This is a genomic window from Flavobacterium panici, from assembly GCF_024499525.1.
Classification (GTDB): domain Bacteria; phylum Bacteroidota; class Bacteroidia; order Flavobacteriales; family Flavobacteriaceae; genus Flavobacterium; species Flavobacterium panici.
This window is the reverse complement of the sequence record NZ_CP100437.1, coordinates 3,148,197-3,164,566: the sequence shown is the minus strand read 5'-3', so window position 1 is coordinate 3,164,566 and position 16,370 is coordinate 3,148,197. Positions and strand designations below refer to the sequence as shown.

The 16,370-nt window shown below is 32.2% G+C and carries 16 protein-coding genes; 5 read left to right on the top strand and 11 right to left on the bottom strand.

Features of this window, described 5'->3' with window-relative positions:
• Positions 1 to 2: 2 nt before the first annotated feature.
• Positions 3 to 194 (bottom strand): cbb3-type cytochrome oxidase assembly protein CcoS, encoded by a 192-nt coding sequence (ccoS, locus tag NLJ00_RS13560; protein WP_053473608.1) that lies wholly within the window; start codon positions 192 to 194, stop codon positions 3 to 5.
• 115 nt (positions 195 to 309) lie between these two features.
• Positions 310 to 2,697, bottom strand: coding sequence for a heavy metal translocating P-type ATPase (locus tag NLJ00_RS13555; RefSeq protein WP_256634127.1), 2,388 nt, complete (start codon positions 2,695 to 2,697; stop codon positions 310 to 312).
• Positions 2,698 to 2,895: 198 nt separating this feature from the next.
• Between NLJ00_RS13555 and NLJ00_RS13550 the strand changes: the two genes are divergently transcribed.
• Complete coding sequence (locus tag NLJ00_RS13550) at positions 2,896 to 3,576, top strand: Crp/Fnr family transcriptional regulator (protein WP_180861224.1); 681 nt, start codon at positions 2,896 to 2,898, stop codon at positions 3,574 to 3,576.
• A gap of 1 nt (position 3,577) precedes the next feature.
• Here the strand turns inward: NLJ00_RS13550 and mazG are convergent, their stop codons facing one another.
• The 4 genes from mazG to def form a co-directional block, all read right to left on the bottom strand.
• Positions 3,578 to 4,348 (bottom strand): nucleoside triphosphate pyrophosphohydrolase, encoded by a 771-nt coding sequence (mazG, locus tag NLJ00_RS13545; protein ID WP_256634126.1) that lies wholly within the window; start codon positions 4,346 to 4,348, stop codon positions 3,578 to 3,580.
• Positions 4,349 to 4,439: 91 nt separating this feature from the next.
• Positions 4,440 to 5,246, bottom strand: a complete 807-nt coding sequence (locus NLJ00_RS13540) for a carbonic anhydrase (protein ID WP_256634125.1) — start codon at positions 5,244 to 5,246, stop codon at positions 4,440 to 4,442.
• A gap of 233 nt (positions 5,247 to 5,479) precedes the next feature.
• Positions 5,480 to 5,968, bottom strand: a complete 489-nt coding sequence (locus NLJ00_RS13535; RefSeq protein WP_056206213.1) for a DUF5606 family protein — start codon at positions 5,966 to 5,968, stop codon at positions 5,480 to 5,482.
• Between the two features lie 64 nt (positions 5,969 to 6,032).
• Positions 6,033 to 6,623: a peptide deformylase gene (gene def / locus NLJ00_RS13530; RefSeq protein WP_256634124.1), complete on the bottom strand. Its 591-nt coding sequence runs from the start codon at positions 6,621 to 6,623 to the stop codon at positions 6,033 to 6,035.
• A gap of 199 nt (positions 6,624 to 6,822) precedes the next feature.
• Here def and NLJ00_RS13525 point away from each other — a divergent pair, with 199 nt between their 5' ends.
• Complete coding sequence (locus NLJ00_RS13525) at positions 6,823 to 9,045, top strand: FUSC family protein (RefSeq protein ID WP_053473615.1); 2,223 nt, start codon at positions 6,823 to 6,825, stop codon at positions 9,043 to 9,045.
• Positions 9,046 to 9,406: 361 nt separating this feature from the next.
• Here the strand turns inward: NLJ00_RS13525 and NLJ00_RS13520 are convergent, their stop codons facing one another.
• The 4 genes from NLJ00_RS13520 to NLJ00_RS13505 all read right to left on the bottom strand — a co-directional run bounded on the left by NLJ00_RS13520 (position 9,407) and on the right by NLJ00_RS13505 (position 12,522).
• Positions 9,407 to 10,900 (bottom strand): malate:quinone oxidoreductase, encoded by a 1,494-nt coding sequence (locus tag NLJ00_RS13520; protein ID WP_256634123.1) that lies wholly within the window; start codon positions 10,898 to 10,900, stop codon positions 9,407 to 9,409.
• A 124-nt stretch (positions 10,901 to 11,024) separates the two neighbouring features.
• Positions 11,025 to 11,441 (bottom strand): Holliday junction resolvase RuvX, encoded by a 417-nt coding sequence (gene ruvX, locus NLJ00_RS13515; RefSeq protein ID WP_256634122.1) that lies wholly within the window; start codon positions 11,439 to 11,441, stop codon positions 11,025 to 11,027.
• A gap of 77 nt (positions 11,442 to 11,518) precedes the next feature.
• Positions 11,519 to 11,752 (bottom strand): hypothetical protein, encoded by a 234-nt coding sequence (locus NLJ00_RS13510; protein WP_256634121.1) that lies wholly within the window; start codon positions 11,750 to 11,752, stop codon positions 11,519 to 11,521.
• A gap of 137 nt (positions 11,753 to 11,889) precedes the next feature.
• A complete protein-coding gene (locus tag NLJ00_RS13505; RefSeq protein WP_256634120.1) occupies positions 11,890 to 12,522 on the bottom strand; it encodes a PAS domain-containing protein in 633 nt (210 codons plus the stop codon).
• A gap of 273 nt (positions 12,523 to 12,795) precedes the next feature.
• On the opposite strand from NLJ00_RS13505, the gene NLJ00_RS13500 reads away from it, so the two are divergent.
• The 3 genes from NLJ00_RS13500 to NLJ00_RS13490 all read left to right on the top strand — a co-directional run bounded on the left by NLJ00_RS13500 (position 12,796) and on the right by NLJ00_RS13490 (position 15,574).
• On the top strand, positions 12,796 to 13,611 hold the full coding sequence (locus tag NLJ00_RS13500) for a 2,3,4,5-tetrahydropyridine-2,6-dicarboxylate N-succinyltransferase (protein WP_053473621.1): 816 nt from the start codon (positions 12,796 to 12,798) through the stop codon (positions 13,609 to 13,611).
• Between the two features lie 107 nt (positions 13,612 to 13,718).
• Positions 13,719 to 14,783 (top strand): glycosyltransferase family 9 protein, encoded by a 1,065-nt coding sequence (locus NLJ00_RS13495; RefSeq protein ID WP_256634119.1) that lies wholly within the window; start codon positions 13,719 to 13,721, stop codon positions 14,781 to 14,783.
• Between the two features lie 2 nt (positions 14,784 to 14,785).
• On the top strand, positions 14,786 to 15,574 hold the full coding sequence (locus tag NLJ00_RS13490) for a glycosyltransferase family 2 protein (protein ID WP_256634118.1): 789 nt from the start codon (positions 14,786 to 14,788) through the stop codon (positions 15,572 to 15,574).
• Here NLJ00_RS13490 and NLJ00_RS13485 read toward each other — a convergent pair.
• On the bottom strand, positions 15,552 to 16,322 hold the full coding sequence (locus NLJ00_RS13485) for a Kdo domain containing protein (RefSeq protein WP_256634117.1): 771 nt from the start codon (positions 16,320 to 16,322) through the stop codon (positions 15,552 to 15,554). The two genes, NLJ00_RS13490 and NLJ00_RS13485, sit on opposite strands and share 23 nt — an antisense overlap.
• Positions 16,323 to 16,370: the final 48 nt, after the last annotated feature.

The window sequence follows — 16,370 nt, the reverse complement described above, 5'->3', positions numbered from 1 at the left end:
ATTTATACTTGTTTTTCTTCGATTGGTGAATTATTATTTGGGGAAATAATTTTGGTCTCGTCATCAAAAAGGATTCTGACCGAGGGCGTATAATCGTCATCATATTGTCCGGATTTGACAGCAACGATAAAGGCAATAAAGAAACAGACTGCCACGAAAATACTTACTGAAATTAAAAGATAAATAACACTCATACCGTAAATTTATGTTAACAAAATTACTAGGTCAGTGGCGTTTAAAATATGATAATTATCATGCTTATAGAAGAATGTTAAAATTAAGTAAAATAATCTTACAAATTACGTAAAATCAATTTAAATTCTTACAACTGAAGTAATTAGACATAAAAGTAACGAAGCTTACAATCGTAATTGTACTTAAAGGCATAATGATTGCCGCAACAATAGGAAGCAAATTTCCCGTAACAGCAAACGTAAGACCTACGATATTATATAGAAGTGACAGGCCAAAACTCATTTTAATAATCAGGATCGATTTATGAGAAAGTTTTAAGAAATAGTTTAATCTTGAAAATTCACCTGCATCGAGAATTGCATCGCAGGCCGGAGAAAATACATTTACGTTTTCGGATACAGAAACTCCAATATTACTTTGCGCCAAGGCTCCGGCATCATTTAAACCATCTCCAACCATCATAACATTCTTTCCTGTTTCCTGCAGTTTTTTAATAAAGTCTAATTTCTGTTCTGGTTTTTGATTAAAAACGAGTTCGGTATTTTTAGGTAAAATGGCTTCCAGATTTTCTCTTTCGCCATCATTATCTCCAGAAAGCACTTTTATATTATAGTCTTTACTAAGTGTTGCAAACAATTTTTCAAGTCCTTCACGATATTGATTTTGGAAAACAAATTTTCCGTAATAGATATTGTCTATTCTAATATGAAGCGAGGTTCTTTCTATTTCTGAGGATTCTAAAATTGAGCTTTCAACAAATGATGAAGACCCTATTTTCACTTCTTTTTCTTCGGCGAAAGCCAAAATTCCTTTCCCAGTAATTTCCTGAAAATCATCAATTTTAACTCTGTCATATTCTGGTAAAAAGTCATATAACATCCTGCTTAAAGGATGATTTGAACCTCGAAGCACATTTTTTATTAATTGTAAATTTTCATCAGAAAAATCAATTCCTTCGTATAGAATATTAGACTTTTTATTAGTCGTAATCGTTCCAGTTTTATCAAAAACAATAGTATCAACTTTAGCCAATTGTTCGATTACTAAGGCGTTTTTAAGATACATTTTTTGTTTACCCATTATTCTGAGAATGTTTCCAAAAGTAAACGGGGCCGTTAACGCAAGTGCACAAGGACATGCCACAATTAATACTGCGGTAAAAACATTAAAAGCAGTATTGGCATCGATAAATATCCAGTAACCAAATCCTGCAAAGGCAATTAACAATAAAATTGGCGTAAAATAACGGCTTAAAGCATCTGTAATCGTTTTGTGTTTTTGTTCTACTTTTTTCTGAAAAATTTCGTTACTCCATAATTGTGTCAGATAACTTTGTGAAACAGAATGCAGTACTTCCATTTCGATTACTTTTCCAATTTGTTTTCCGCCGGCGAATATTTTATCTCCTGATTTTTTTGTGATTGGAACAGCTTCTCCGGTTACGAAACTATAATCAATTTCGGCTTTTTCGCTCATTAAAATTCCATCGACGGGAATTAATTCCTGATTTCGAATCAATAATCTGTTTCCTTTTAAAACATCATAAATAGGAACACTTTCTTCTGAAAAATCAGCATTTATTCTGGTTACCGCAATTGGGAAATAAGATTTAAAATCTCTTTCGAAACTTAAAAAACTATAGGTTTTGGTTTGAAACATTTTACCCAACAGCATAAAGAAAACTAAACTGGCCAAACTGTCAAAAAATCCTGGTCCGTGATCCATCAACATATCATAACTGCTGCGAATGAACATTACAATAATTCCCAAAGCAATAGGAATATCAATGTTTAACATTCTGGTTCTTATACTATGATAAGCTGAAACGTAATAACCGCTTGCTGAATAGAAAAAACTTGGTAATGCTAAAAGAAAAATTAAAATCCTGAAAAACGGTTTATAGCTATCTAACCAGAATTCTTTGATTTCGAAATATTCAGGAAAGGAAAGCAGCATAATGTTTCCGAAGCAGAAAAAGGCAACGCCTACTTTATAAGTTAAACTTCTGTCTACTTTATTTTTGCCTGTTTCGTAATTTTCTAAGCTAATATAGGGTTCGTAACCTATTGAACTTAATAAGTATACAATTGATTTTAGGGAAACGGTTTCTGAATTGAAGGTGATCCGAACCTTTTTTTCTGGGAAATTAACTTGTGAAGCGCTGATTCCGGGTTGTAGACGATTTAGGTTTTCGAGAATCCAGATACAGGAACTGCAGTGAATATGAGGAATATTTAATGAAACTATTAAAGTATTTGCTTCCTGAAATTCGAGAACTTTAGCTAAAATTGCTTCGTTGTCTAAAAAGTCGTACTTGCCCTGAATGTCCTGTGGAGTAGCACCAGGTGATTTTTCGAAATCATAATAGCAGGTTAAATCATTTTGACTAAAAATTTCGTAAACTGTTTTACAACCAGTACAACAAAACTTTTTTTCATCAAAATTGATTTCTTCATTTTTAGGAATAGTCAGCCCGCAATGAAAACAACTCTGCTCGCTCATAATTTGTTTTTTAATTTGCAAAATTCAAAAAAGGCAGTGACTATAACTATGACATTTATCATGTTATAACGAAATCTAATCCTAAAGTAATGAAATAATTTGTCAAATTGAAATAATACCTTTTTCTACGCATTTTTAAACGTAAAAGTACTTTTAAACCGCAGGAATTGGTTAATTTTGCTCCAAATTACTCCTGCTATGAATAAATGTGATCAATGTATTGTTCGTCAGCTTTCTTCTCTAAAAGCCCTAAATAAAGATGAAGTTATAAAATTAGCTAATAGCAAAACTACTTATACGATTAAAAAAGGCGAAGCTATTTTTGAAGAGGGCGATGTTACAAATGGCGTTTTCTGCGTTAAGGACGGAGTTGGAAAGCTTTCAAAATTGAGTGCCAACGGAAAAGATCAAATTGTTAAGCTTGTAAAATCCGGAGAACTTTTAGGACAGCGTTCCATGATTAGCAATGAACCTGCAAATTTATCTGCAAAAGCTATTGCTGATATGGAAGTTTGTTTTATTCCGAAATCTGAAATTATACATTTCTTTAATAACAATAATCAGTTTTCTTTGAATTTGATGCAGTCTGTATGCGAGGATTTGAAAGAATCTGAAAATGATAAAATTGCTTTGGTTCAAAAAACGGTCAAACAGCGTTTGGCAGAAACTTTATTGCATTTACATAATGAGTTTGGAGAAAATGAAGATAAAACCCTAAAAGTACAGCTTACCAGAGAAGAACTTGCCGGAATAATAGGAACGGCAACTGAAAGCTGCATCCGCTTATTATCTGACTTTAATAAACTGGAATTAATTGAATTAGTAGGTAAAAAAATAATGCTTAAAAATGTAAAGGCATTAAAACGAATGGCCGAATAAATTACTGTTTTTTAGCTTCGTTCCAAAAAACATTCATTTCTGCCAGAGTCATATCCATTAAAGGTTTTCCTAATTCACCTGCTTTACTTTCCAGATATTGAAAACGCTTGATAAATTTTTTATTTGTGCGTTCTAAAGCATCTTCCGGGTTAACATTTAAAAATCTGGCATAGTTTATCATCGAGAATAAAACATCTCCAAATTCTGCTTCGATTTTATCCTGATCACCGGCTTGAACTTCAACCTGTAATTCGTCTAGTTCTTCCTGAACTTTATCCCAAACCTGGTGCGGTTCTTCCCAGTCAAAACCTACACCTTTTACTTTATCCTGAATTCGGCTTGCTTTTACTAATGCGGGCAAACTTCTTGGAACTCCTTCTAAAACAGATTTTTTGCCTTCTTTAAGCTTTAGTTTTTCCCAATTTTGTTTTACTTCTTCTTCATCTTTTACAACCGTATCAGAATAAATATGAGGATGACGATGAATTAATTTATCACAGATTTCGTTGCAGACATCTGCAATATCAAAATCATTGGTTTCTGAACCTATTTTAGCATAAAAAACAATATGCAGCAGTAAGTCTCCGAGTTCTTTTTTTACTTCGTTTAAATCGTTGTCTAAAATGGCATCGCCTAATTCGTAGGTTTCTTCAATCGTTAAATGTCTTAATGTCTGCAATGTCTGTTTTTTATCCCACGGACATTGTTCACGAAGTTGATCCATGATAATTAATAATCTTTCGAAGGCTTTGAGTTGAAGTTCTTTGCTCATTTTTTTATTTTAAGATACCAAAATTAAAACAATTTGCGAATTAAATGACTCTTTCATAAACTAAAAAGAAGGCAAAATACCTTCTTTTTATTTAGATTGACTCTTTAATTTTTCTGCCGTTTAATTCCTGAACGTTCCTAAAATTATTCAATGGCATTATCTTTTTTAAATCTGTTATCATTTTAATAGAAACTTCTATTGGAGTTTTAAAAATAAACCATTGTACACTTTCTGTACAAGGCGGTGTTGTCAATGAACCCGTATAAGTGTAAAAAGATCTATTTTGAGGAAGAACTTTATTGATATTAAAATCGTTGTTAACTTTTACAGTATCGTTGGCTTTTTTAGGCAGATACTTATCAAGAAATTCAAAAGTTTCATTGCTTTTCTTGTCTTCTTGTGCCATAATAGAAACTACGGCAAATTTTCCGTCTTTATTTTTATGAACCATGTGAATTTCTAACGGATATCGCACACCTTTTATAGTATGTTCTGCTGATTCATGAAAATGAAATTGTTTTAATTCGTATTGATCTCCATTGATTACAATATAATCTCCAGGTTCAAAATCAAATTGAATAGTATGCCCATTATTGACAACATCGTGAATTTTTCTTTTTTGATTGTAATGAAAATCAATAGGTTTTATTGTTTTATCTTTTTCTGTTTCTACAATATCAATTGGAGATTGTGTTTTTCCTCCGCAATCATTCTGATCGATTTCTGACCAATGATCTGGCCCTGCTTCACCTTCGTACTCCCAATGTTTCTTGTTGTGTTCGGTTTTTGTTGTATCTGATGAAGTTACAGATTGTTCTGTTTCTTTTGATTTGTTATTGCAGGCTGTCGCTAATACTAAAACTGCTATTACGGCAAAATTTTTCATTTCCTTTTTCATTTTTCCTATCATTTAAAATTTAGTTTCAAAGCCAAAAAAACAATTTCAAAACAACTGCGAGAACAATGCATTCATGTATAAACACACAAACAATCAAATGCAATTTACGTCATTATTGAATATTATTTTTCTTACAAAATTATGTTTTAAAACTTAAATAGCAACTAATTTTAAATAAAAAATCCCGTTAAGAAATATCTTAGCGGGATCAATGTATTTGAATTCAGAAAAAATTATTTTTCTTCTTTTTTAGCTTTTGGCTTTTTAGCAGCTGGTGCTTTTTTTGGTTTTTCTTCAACAGCCGGGGTTTCTTCCGGAGCTTCAGCAGCAGCTGGAGCTAAATCAGTAACTAAACCTTTAGCCTGAAGTGTGTTGTACCAGTTTAATACTTTTTTAATATCTGAAGGATAAACTCTTTCTTCATCATAATCCGGTAAAATTTCTTTAAAGTAAGCAGCTAAAGTTGCATTATCTTCTTTGTGAGAAATCGCCTGACCTTTGTTTTCTTTAGCAGCAATTTTTTGCATTACTTCAGTCAATGGTTTTTCTCCTTCGTGTGTATAAATTGAAATTTCTGATAGTAAGCTTACATTACTTTTTAAGTTTACTGTAATTTTTTTTCCGTCTAATAATGATTCTGCCACAAAACCTGTACGAGTCTGCACTTTCAATACATATAAACCTGGTTTCCCAGAAATGGCTAAAATTTTGTCTAAATTCATGTTTATTAAAATTAGTATTAAGAATTTTTGTCTTTTTATTAATGTTCTAAATTTTTAGAACTTTTTATCTTCCTTTCTTTGCCGCTGCAAATTTCATTCTGTACTCCTGAAAAGTCTTGCCTTCGGTGATGTTTTTTAATTTCTTTTGAATCAAACGCTTTTTTAAAGAAGATATTTTATCCGTAAATAAAATGCCTTCGATATGATCGTATTCGTGTTGAATAACTCTCGCAATTAAACCGTCAAAAACTTCTGTTTTCATTACGAAATCTTCTTCGCAATATTCAATCGTAACAGTTGGTTTTCTGTAAACATCCTCGCGAACATCCGGAATACTCAAACAGCCTTCATTAAAACTCCACTCTTCACCTTCTTCTTTAACGATTTTAGCATTGATAAAAGTTTTTTTGAAACCTTCTAAGTCTTTCTGTTCATTTTCTGGTAAATCCTCATCGTCGCTAAAAGGAGTTGTATCAATAACAAATATACGTATAGGAAGTCCAACCTGCGGTGCAGCAAGTCCCACTCCTAAAGCATTATACATGGTTTCATACATGTTTGCTATTGTCTCTTTTAAGTTTGGATAATCTGGCGTAACTGCCGTTCCTACTTTTCTTAAAACAGGATCACCATATCCTACAATTGGTAAAATCATTTGTAATTATTTAATGTTTTATCTAATGAAAACCCTATATTAAGGTTAACATATTTCAGCTGGCAAAAATAGTAAAAAATACTCAACGATTAGCTGTAAAGCCACATTATAACAATTTTTTATATGCTTTGGAAAACTCCGCTATAATTATGCCAAAATATTTCGTACAATTCTTAACTTTGCTAGTAAACCTCACGATATGTTTGATCGAATCTCGAAATTTACCAACAGTACTTCCTTTTTAAATGCATCAAAAGTTACTATTGCTTCGGTTGTACCTGTTGTAATTTTGAATTTTTTGGGGCATTTTGAAATAGGTTTTACTATCGCCCTTGGTGCTTTTTACACCTATCCAAGTGATATTCCGAGTTCATTAAGCCACAAAATCAAAGGTTTAATTGTTGCTTCTTTAATTGTTTCGGGTGTAAATTTATTAGTAAATCTTGCTTATCCCTTTCCTCTTTTATTTTATCCTTTTTTAGGATTTTTATTATTTTTATGTTCGATGATTTCGGTTTACGGACAGCGTGCTACTTTGGTTTCGTTTTCTGCTTTATTGTCGATTTCTTTATCATTTGGGCATTTGCATACGGGCTGGGAAGCTTTGCAATATTCAGGATTTATTTTTACAGGAGGAATTTTATATCTTATAGTTTCACTGGTTTTTCATTTTGTACAGCCTTATAAATATGTAGAATTACAAATTGCCGAGGGTATAAAACTGACTGCAAAGTATTTAAAATTAAGAGGTGATTTATGGAGCCCCGCTGCAGATCGTCAAAAGATCATAGAAAAACAATTAGCAATACAAGTTGATCTTAATTTGATTCATGAGGATTTACGTAAAATGCTGATTGGAAATCAAAATGCATCTGCAACTACAACGCAGAATCGAAAAATGCTTTTGGTGTTTATCACTTTGGTTGAAATTCAGGAATTGGCGCTTTACACGTCATTTGATCACAGTAAACTTCATGAAAAGTTTGCCAAACATCCTGAAGTGCTTCGTACGTATCAAAATGTTGCTTATAAACTGGCTTCTACTCTTAAAAAGCTTTCAAAAAACGTACATCATATTGCGGTTTATGTAGATAAAAATGATTTAAAAAACGAATTAGATGCGCTTGAATTTGCCATTTTTGATTACGAAAAAACTTTAGGCAAAGAAGAAGCTGCAGAAGGTGTCTTGATGCTGACCAATATGCTCAAGTATGCCAAAAATCAGGTTGGGAAAATTAAAATTATTCAGCGTGCTTTCTCGCTGGCAATGCAGTCTTACAAGTTGAAAGATAAGGACAAGGAATTAGAAAAATTCTTAACACCGCAATATTATCCTATAAGAACCCTTATTGAAAATTTCAGTTATTCTTCGTCCATATTCAGGCATTCGCTTCGATTAACGATTACGATTTTAATTGGTTTTATAATCGGGAAATTTCTGCCGTTTCAAAACGTATACTGGATTTTATTGACGATTGTAGTAATCATGCGTCCCGGTTATGGTTTAACAAAAGAGCGTTCTTATAACAGAATCTTCGGAACTATTTTAGGAGGTCTTCTCGCTTTTGGAATTGTTTCTGTAATTCAAAATCATGTTGCTTTGAGTATTTTCTCGATTGTGTGTATGCTTTTGGGAATTTCGTTTACACAGATCAATTATAAAATCAGCGCGACATTTGTAACGATGTATGTGGTTTTTATTTACGGAATTTTAACGCCGAATGTGGTTGAAGTTATTCAGTTTAGAATATTAGATTCACTTGCGGGAGCAACTTTAGCTTTTATTGCCAATCAGTTTTTATGGCCGGCGTGGGAATTTATTAATACGCCAATTCATATTGAAAATTCGATACGCGCAAATCGAAATTATCTTAAAGAAATTGCCGATTTCTATAATAAAAAAGGTGAAATACCAACGTCTTACAGATTGTCCAGAAAGAATGCCTTTGTTGAAATAGGAAATTTAATGACTTCTTTTCAACGTATGATGCAGGAACCAAAATCGAAGCAGAAAACAATGCCACTGGTTAATAAACTGGTGGTTTTAAATCATTCGCTTTTATCTGCTTTAGCTTCGTTATCGACTTATATTCAATCGCATCAAACAACATCGGCATCAGAATCTTTCAACTATATTATAAAAACCATTTTACAAAATCTGGAACATTCGATTTCTATTTTAAGAAACGAAACCATTATAACAGATACTTTTTTTGATAAAGAAGATGTGACTTTACAATTTGAAGAACTGAAACGTAAAAACTTTACCCGTCTTGCAACCGACGATGAACTGGATAAAGAAACACGTCAGGCTAAAATGCAGGAAGCTTCGATGGTTATTGAACAATTGATCTGGATGAGTAATCTTGCAGAGAAAATTTTAAAAATAACGAAAGAATTAAAAGCGGTAAACAACGATTAATTATAATTTATACCAATAAAAAATGAGGTTGTCTCTACTTTTGAGACAGCTTTTTTACTATAATTATTTTGTTTGTTTTTAATGACTTAATTGATCACTTTTTGATATCCTATTTATCATTCCATAGGAATGTTTCGTAGGTAGAAAAAGATAAAAATCAGTCACATTTGCATTCCGTAGGAACGTTTGATAGGTCAGGTTAAAAAAACAATTCAAAAATCAAACGTTTCTACGGAACGTAATGTATTAACAATATAATTTTCTACCAATGAAATGTTCCTACGGAACAAGGAAGTATGTAAAATAAAAAAGAAGCTGTCTCAAAAGTTGAGACAGCTTCTTTTTTATTTTAACCGAAGTTTTATTTAATTTTTAAAACTTCTGCTGTATGTTTTCTCATTTCTGCTAAAAGCTCTGGTTTATCATTCAGCGTTTTACCATAAGATGGAATCATTGTTTTCATTTTAGCTTCCCATTCCGGTGTTTTAATTTGGTTTGTAAAACATCTGCTGATTAAATCAACCATAATGGCAACTGCAGTTGATGCTCCCGGAGAAGCTCCTAATAATACTGCTAAAGTTCCGTCGTGTGTTGTAATAACTTCAGTTCCAAACTCCAAAACTCCACCGCCATTTTCACCTTTTTTAATTACCTGCACACGCTGGCCTGCTTTTTCTAATTTCCAGTCTTTAGAACGTGCACTTGGCAAATATTCACGTAGTGCTTTCATTCTGTCTTTTGGAGACTGACGAACCTGTTCGATTAGATATTTTGTTAGTGGAATATTATGAAATCCGGCAGAAAGCATCGGAATTAAATTGTTTGCTTTTATTGATAATGGTAAATCTAAATAAGATCCATTTTTAAGGAAACGTGTTGAGAATCCGGCAAATGGTCCAAAAAGAAGTGCTTTTTCGCCATCAATTACACGTGTATCAATATGCGGAACAGACATTGGAGGTGCACCTACGCTTGCTTTTCCGTACACTTTTGCCTGATGTTTTGCAATAACTTCCGGGTTTGTACATTTTAACCATTGACCACTTACAGGGAAACCTCCGTAACCATTACCTTCAGGAACATCTGCTTTTTCTAATAATGGTAATGAACCGCCGCCCGCTCCAATAAATACGAATTGGGTATAAGCTTTTCTTTTTTGACCTGTAGATAAATCTGTGATTTTAATTCTCCAAGATTTATCCTCACGCTGTCTTAGTTTTTTAACCTCGTGATTAAAATATAAAGTTACCCCGTCTAATTTTTCAAGATAATTAAACATGCTTCTGGTTAAGGCTCCGAAGTTAACATCGGTACCAATTTCCATGTGGGTTGCGGCTAATTTTTCTCCTTCTTCTCTGCCTTCCATTACAAGAGGCATCCATTCTTTCAACTGATTAAAATCAGTACTAAATGTCATTTCAGCAAAAATAGGATTGCTTTGAAGTGCTTCGAATCTCTTTTTAAGATATTCAACATTTTTATCTCCCCAAACAAAACTCATATGAGGAACACTTTTAATAAAATTTTCTGGAGAAGGAACTTTATTTTCCTGTACTAAATACGACCAGAACTGGCGTGAAATTTCAAAAGATTCTGCTATGCTGATTGCTTTTTTGGGATCGATACTTCCATCTGCTTTTTCTGGAGTATAATTTAATTCGCAAAAGGCAGAGTGTCCGGTTCCTGCATTATTCCAGGCATCCGAGCTTTCGGCAGCTGCCACATCTAATCTTTCGTAAATTTCAATTTTTATATCGGGCTGCAGCTCTTTTAAAATTAATCCAAGAGTTGCACTCATAATTCCAGCTCCAATAAGCACTACTTCACTATTGGAACGTATTGTATTGTCAGGCATAACAGTAATTTGTTTTAAAATGCAAAGGTACTTTTTTCAATCGCAAAAAAAAACTAATTTTTACATGATAAAAGTTAGGAAATTATAAATTTTTCTAAAAATGGAAATTTAATCAGAAATAAACTTAAAAACGCTTAGACGAAAGATAATCCTGAAGCATAATAGTTGCCGAAATTTCATCGATAAGGCCTTTATTTTGGCGTTGCTTTTTACTAAGTCCGCTGTCGATCATGGTTTGAAATGCCATTTTTGAAGTAAAACGTTCATCTCCACGAATGATTTTCATTTCCGGAAAAATATTCGAAAAATGGGTTACAAAACCATTAATAATAGATGCACTTTCTGATGGCTGACCGTTCATTTGTTTTGGTTCGCCAATTAAAACTGCTTCTACTTTTTCTTTAGCAAAATAATCTTTTAGAAAATCAACTAAAGTATGAGTAGGAATCGTAGTTAAACCCGATGCAATAATCTGCATTTCGTCTGTAACAGCAATTCCGGTGCGTTTTTGTCCGTAGTCTATGGAAAGGATTCTTGGCATTTTTTGAAATTTTTATAAAAGATAGAAAAATAAAATTTGGTGTTTAATTCACGCAAACATTTCAGTAATAAAAGACATTATTTTTCATATTTTGAAATCGTTTTTTCTAGTATTTCGTCCATTTCCTCAAATGTAACAAACTTCGCAGTCCCATTTTCTATCTTAGCAATTGTAGCTTCTAATTTTCTTTTATTTTTATGAAATTCCTCATCTTCAATAATTACATTTATTTCATCAGACGAAAAAGTTCTTAAAAATTGAAATAATTTTTCTTTAGCTTCTGGTTTTACTTGCAATCTTATTACTTCCATAAATATTTAAATCATTTTACAAAGATAATTTAATATCAATTATAAAAAGACATTATGTTTCTTCAAAACCAAAAGGCCCGCCTTGAAAACTCAAAACGGACCCGAACCTAAATATTTAAAACTAAAATTATTCTCTTTTATCGGTTAAATAATCTTCCAAAAAAACCTCTGTGCTCCTCTTCTTCTCCTTCTTGTTCTTCTTCATAATGAGCAAACTTTGCCTGATTTTTTTCGTGATCGTAAATTAACTCCTTTATATATTCAACATATGATTTCTTTTTTTCTTCTAAAAAACCTATCAAATATTTCTCGCTAAACTCTACGCCGCTTGCCGCTTCAATTTGAAGTAACTTTTTATACAATGGTTCAATATGCATCGCAATTACTTCTTGCGGAACAGCTTGTCTTCTTCCAAAATAATTTACAATAACTCCATTTTCATCTCTTGCAATATCAAAATCTGTAATAACCCAATAATACCTTCCTGATTTTGCTAAATTTTTTACGATTGCATGAAAGTTTTTTCCGTTTTTAAGATTTTCCCAAAGCACTTTAAAAATAACTTTTGGCATATCGGGATGGCGAATAATATTATGCGGCTGCCCCATTAATTCATAATCTTCGTAACCACAAACATCAACAAAAACTTCATTGGCATATTCAATAATACCAAAGGCATTTGTTTTGCTCATAATTACCTGCGTTTTATCCCATGTAACTTCTTTATCGATTACTGTGACTGGAGTTTTAAGTTGATTTTCCTGATTCATGTCTAGTAGATTTTTTATGTTTTGGATTGGATTTTTAATGCTGATTTCTCAGAATTAATCCGGCAAAAGTAGCTGGAAGAAAAAGCAAAGAATCTGACATTTGTCATATTTTGATATAAAAAAAACTTTTAAAGGCGAATTATTAAAATCGAAACTATATTGAGAAACGTAATTTATCAAATTAAAAACAAAAAGTTATATTTATAACACTTTCAACTCCGTTTACTTTTTTGCTTTTCCGTAAATACGTTATCTTTGCCAAAAATTTAAACTATGAATTCTTTACAGACTATAATTGAACAAGCTTGGGAAAACAGAGCTTTATTACAAGAACAAACTACAACTGACGCTATTAGAGAAGTTATCGAATTAGTTGATGCAGGAAAATTACGTGTTGCTGAACCTGTTGGTGACGCTTGGCAGGTAAACGAATGGGTTAAGAAAGCGGTTGTAATGTATTTCCCAATTCAAAAAATGGAAACATGGCAATCTGGTATTTTCGAATATCACGATAAAATGTTGCTGAAAAAAGGTTATGCTGAAAAAGGAATTCGTGTAGTACCAAATGCTGTAGCACGTTACGGAGCTTATATTTCAAGCGGAGTAATTTTAATGCCAAGTTATGTAAATATTGGTGCTTATGTAGACGAAGGAACTATGGTTGACACTTGGGCAACTGTTGGAAGCTGTGCGCAAATTGGTAAAAACGTTCACTTAAGCGGTGGTGTTGGTATTGGAGGCGTTTTAGAACCATTACAAGCTGCTCCGGTAATTATTGAAGACGGTGCTTTTATTGGTTCTCGTTGTATTGTTGTAGAAGGTGTTCACGTTGGTAAAGAAGCTGTTCTTGGTGCTAACGTTTGTTTGACTGCTTCAACAAAAATTATTGACGTTACAGGCGATGAACCAGTTGAAATGAAAGGTTTTGTTCCTGCACGTTCTGTTGTAATTCCTGGAAGTTATACTAAAAAATTCGCTGCTGGTGAATTTCAGGTTCCATGTGCTTTAATTATTGGTACTCGTAAACCATCTACAGATTTGAAAACTTCATTAAATAATGCACTTCGCGAATACGACGTTGCGGTATAATTTATAAAGAACAAATAAATTAAAAAATCCAAATTCCAATTGATTATGATTGGAATTTGGATTTTTTTTGCTTCAATTTGTAACCAATTAAAAGATTCCCTTTTTAGATGAAGATACTTGTTATTCAACAAAAAATGATTGGAGACGTTTTAGTCAGCAGTATTATTTGCAATAATCTGCGTACTGCTTATCCAGATGCTCAAATAGATTATTTGGTTTATGCTTCGACAACTCCGGTTTTAGAAGGCAATTCAAGTATTGACAACATCATTTTATTTGAAGAAAAACATCGAAAAAGTAAAAAAGAATTATTGAAACTTGGTTTTCAAATTCGAAATGAAAAATACGATCTGGTTATTGATGCCTATTCAAAATTAGAAAGCTGGATTTTAGTATTTTTAAGCAACGCCAAAAGAAAAATCTCTTATAAAAAACCCGGAAGAAATTTTCTTTATACCGATAATGTTCCTTTCGCCCCTTTTCCTAAAACTAATTTAGGTTTAGCAATTGAAAGAAGACTTTCATTAATAGGACCTTTAGATTTAAAAATTCACATAGATCCAATCCCGAAGTTATTTGTTTCTGAAAAAGAAAATCAGGAAGCTTTAGCCGTTTTTGAAAAACATAATGTTCGCAAAGACAGAAAAACGGTAATGATCAGTCTTTTAGGAAGCGAGAAATTAAAAACGTATCCGCTGGAATTCATGTCGAAAGTAGTGGATTATATTGCAGATAATGCTGATGTAAACATTCTTTTTAATTATTTCCCCAAGCAGATTGAAGATGCAAAAACGGTTTTTAACGCCTGTAAACCTTCGACTCAGGAAAAGATATATTTTGATTTATTAGGCGGCGACTTACGTTCGTTTATTGCGATTATGAATCAATGTGATTTGATTATAGGAAACGACGGCGGCGCCATAAATATGGCAAAAGCTTTGGAAAAACCTTCGTTCATCATTTTTTCTCCTTGGATTGAAAAGAAAATCTGGGCTACGTTTGAAGATGAAATTCACCATTTATCTGTGCATTTGAAAGATTATCGTTCTGATTTATTTGAGCAGAAATCTGAAAAAATGCTTAAAAAAGAAGCTTTGTCTTTGTATCAGGAATTTAAACCTGAATTTTTTAAAGACAAAATTGAATCATTTCTAGAAAAAAATATCCTCTAAAAATGATTTCGTCTCCAAAACAACTTTTATCGGCTTTATTGATAACTTATAATGAAGAATCCAACATACGTGAAGTTCTTGATAATTTGGCTTTTGCCGATGAAATAATTGTCGTTGATTCTTTTAGTACCGACAAAACTTTCGAAATTGCATCGACTTACAAAAATGTAAAAATTGTTCAGCGTGCTTTTGATAATTTTGCGATTCAGCGAAACTATACAATAGATTTAGCTACAAATTCATGGATTCTTTTTATCGATGCCGACGAGCGAATAAGTCCGGAATTGCAGCGAGAAATTATTAGTGAAATAAATCAGCCAAAAAGTGCTTCTGCTTATTTTTTTCGTAGAGATTTTATCTTCGAAAACAAGAAACTGTACTTTAGCGGCTGGCAGAATGATAAAATTATTCGTCTTTTTAGAAAAGAAGATGCACGTTATAATAACAATAAAATTGTGCACGAAAAACTAATTGTAAAAGGAGAAACTAAAAAATTAAAGCACAAACTAACACACCATTCTTATTCTAATTACGAAAATTATAAACAAAAAATGATTTTTTACGGGCAGTTAAAAGCGCAGGAAGAGTTAATAAAAAACACTAACCCTAACTTTTTTCATTTCTATATTAGACCTGTTTATCAGTTTTTAAACCAATACTTATTGAGACTCGGATTTTTGGACGGAAGAAAGGGAATTATTATCTGTTACTTAAATGCTTTGAGTGTTTCGGTACGTTTTCAGGAACTTAAAAAAATCCAGAAACAAATTAAGATTTCTTCCAGAATTTAAGTTTCTTTTTCAATCTTTTCTTTCTTGCAAATTCTTCCTGAAAAGTAGAAGTTGCCTGCCACATTTTTTCAAAAATTTCAGTTTCTGATTTATCCGTATAGAATTTAGAATATTCATTACTCATTACAGCAATCATTTCTTTTTTAGGCGTTAAACGGCTAAAATTGTTCATACGTTGTTCAAAGCTCATATTCTCGTGAAAATTCATTCGGTTTAAATCGACCAAAAAGAAACTATAAATGTTGTTTTCGTTTTTTCTAATTAATGTATTTCCCGGTGAATGATCCAGAAACTCTACTCCTTTTTCATGAAGATCAAAAGTGAATTTTGTAAACTGTCTTAAAATGTTATCATTATCAGGATATTCAGGAATTTCTACCAATTCTCTATAAGTCAGCTCTGTAATTAAATGTTCACTGGCATAGTAGCTGTCTTTTAAACCTACTAAATTAAAATTTTCAAGAAATGCAATTGGTTCTGGAGTTCCAATTCCTTTTTCTAATAAAATCGTAGCATATTCAAACGAACGTCTGGCTTTTGACTTTCTAAAATATCGGTAAGCAATTTTGTTAACTATATTCGGAATTTTAAATGATTTGATATTGATTTTTTTTCCCTCTAAATCAAACAATTTTATCTTATTACGATCTCCGTTTCCAAAAAGTTCGCCAGATGAGCCAAACGATTTGATGGTATTCAGAATTGCCGGAGTGTTATTTTCGAAAGAAGGATTTACTTTAAAATTCATCAGTAGTTTTTTATAAGGGGACAAAAATACGGATACGATTTAAGACTT

Bases quoted from the DNA above. Each gene is read 5' to 3' on its own strand.
- ccoS (WP_053473608.1), bottom strand. From the start codon at position 194: ATGAGTGTTATTTATCTTTTAATTTCAGTAAGTATTTTCGTGGCAGTC.
- NLJ00_RS13555 (WP_256634127.1), bottom strand. From the start codon at position 2,697: ATGAGCGAGCAGAGTTGTTTTCATTGCGGGCTGACTATTCCTAAAAAT.
- NLJ00_RS13550 (WP_180861224.1), top strand. From the start codon at position 2,896: ATGAATAAATGTGATCAATGTATTGTTCGTCAGCTTTCTTCTCTAAAA.
- mazG (WP_256634126.1), bottom strand. From the start codon at position 4,348: ATGAGCAAAGAACTTCAACTCAAAGCCTTCGAAAGATTATTAATTATC.
- NLJ00_RS13540 (WP_256634125.1), bottom strand. From the start codon at position 5,246: ATGAAAAAGGAAATGAAAAATTTTGCCGTAATAGCAGTTTTAGTATTA.
- NLJ00_RS13535 (WP_056206213.1), bottom strand. From the start codon at position 5,968: ATGAATTTAGACAAAATTTTAGCCATTTCTGGGAAACCAGGTTTATAT.
- def (WP_256634124.1), bottom strand. From the start codon at position 6,623: ATGATTTTACCAATTGTAGGATATGGTGATCCTGTTTTAAGAAAAGTA.
- NLJ00_RS13525 (WP_053473615.1), top strand. From the start codon at position 6,823: ATGTTTGATCGAATCTCGAAATTTACCAACAGTACTTCCTTTTTAAAT.
- NLJ00_RS13520 (WP_256634123.1), bottom strand. From the start codon at position 10,900: ATGCCTGACAATACAATACGTTCCAATAGTGAAGTAGTGCTTATTGGA.
- ruvX (WP_256634122.1), bottom strand. From the start codon at position 11,441: ATGCCAAGAATCCTTTCCATAGACTACGGACAAAAACGCACCGGAATT.
- NLJ00_RS13510 (WP_256634121.1), bottom strand. From the start codon at position 11,752: ATGGAAGTAATAAGATTGCAAGTAAAACCAGAAGCTAAAGAAAAATTA.
- NLJ00_RS13505 (WP_256634120.1), bottom strand. From the start codon at position 12,522: ATGAATCAGGAAAATCAACTTAAAACTCCAGTCACAGTAATCGATAAA.
- NLJ00_RS13500 (WP_053473621.1), top strand. From the start codon at position 12,796: ATGAATTCTTTACAGACTATAATTGAACAAGCTTGGGAAAACAGAGCT.
- NLJ00_RS13495 (WP_256634119.1), top strand. From the start codon at position 13,719: ATGAAGATACTTGTTATTCAACAAAAAATGATTGGAGACGTTTTAGTC.
- NLJ00_RS13490 (WP_256634118.1), top strand. From the start codon at position 14,786: ATGATTTCGTCTCCAAAACAACTTTTATCGGCTTTATTGATAACTTAT.
- NLJ00_RS13485 (WP_256634117.1), bottom strand. From the start codon at position 16,322: ATGAATTTTAAAGTAAATCCTTCTTTCGAAAATAACACTCCGGCAATT.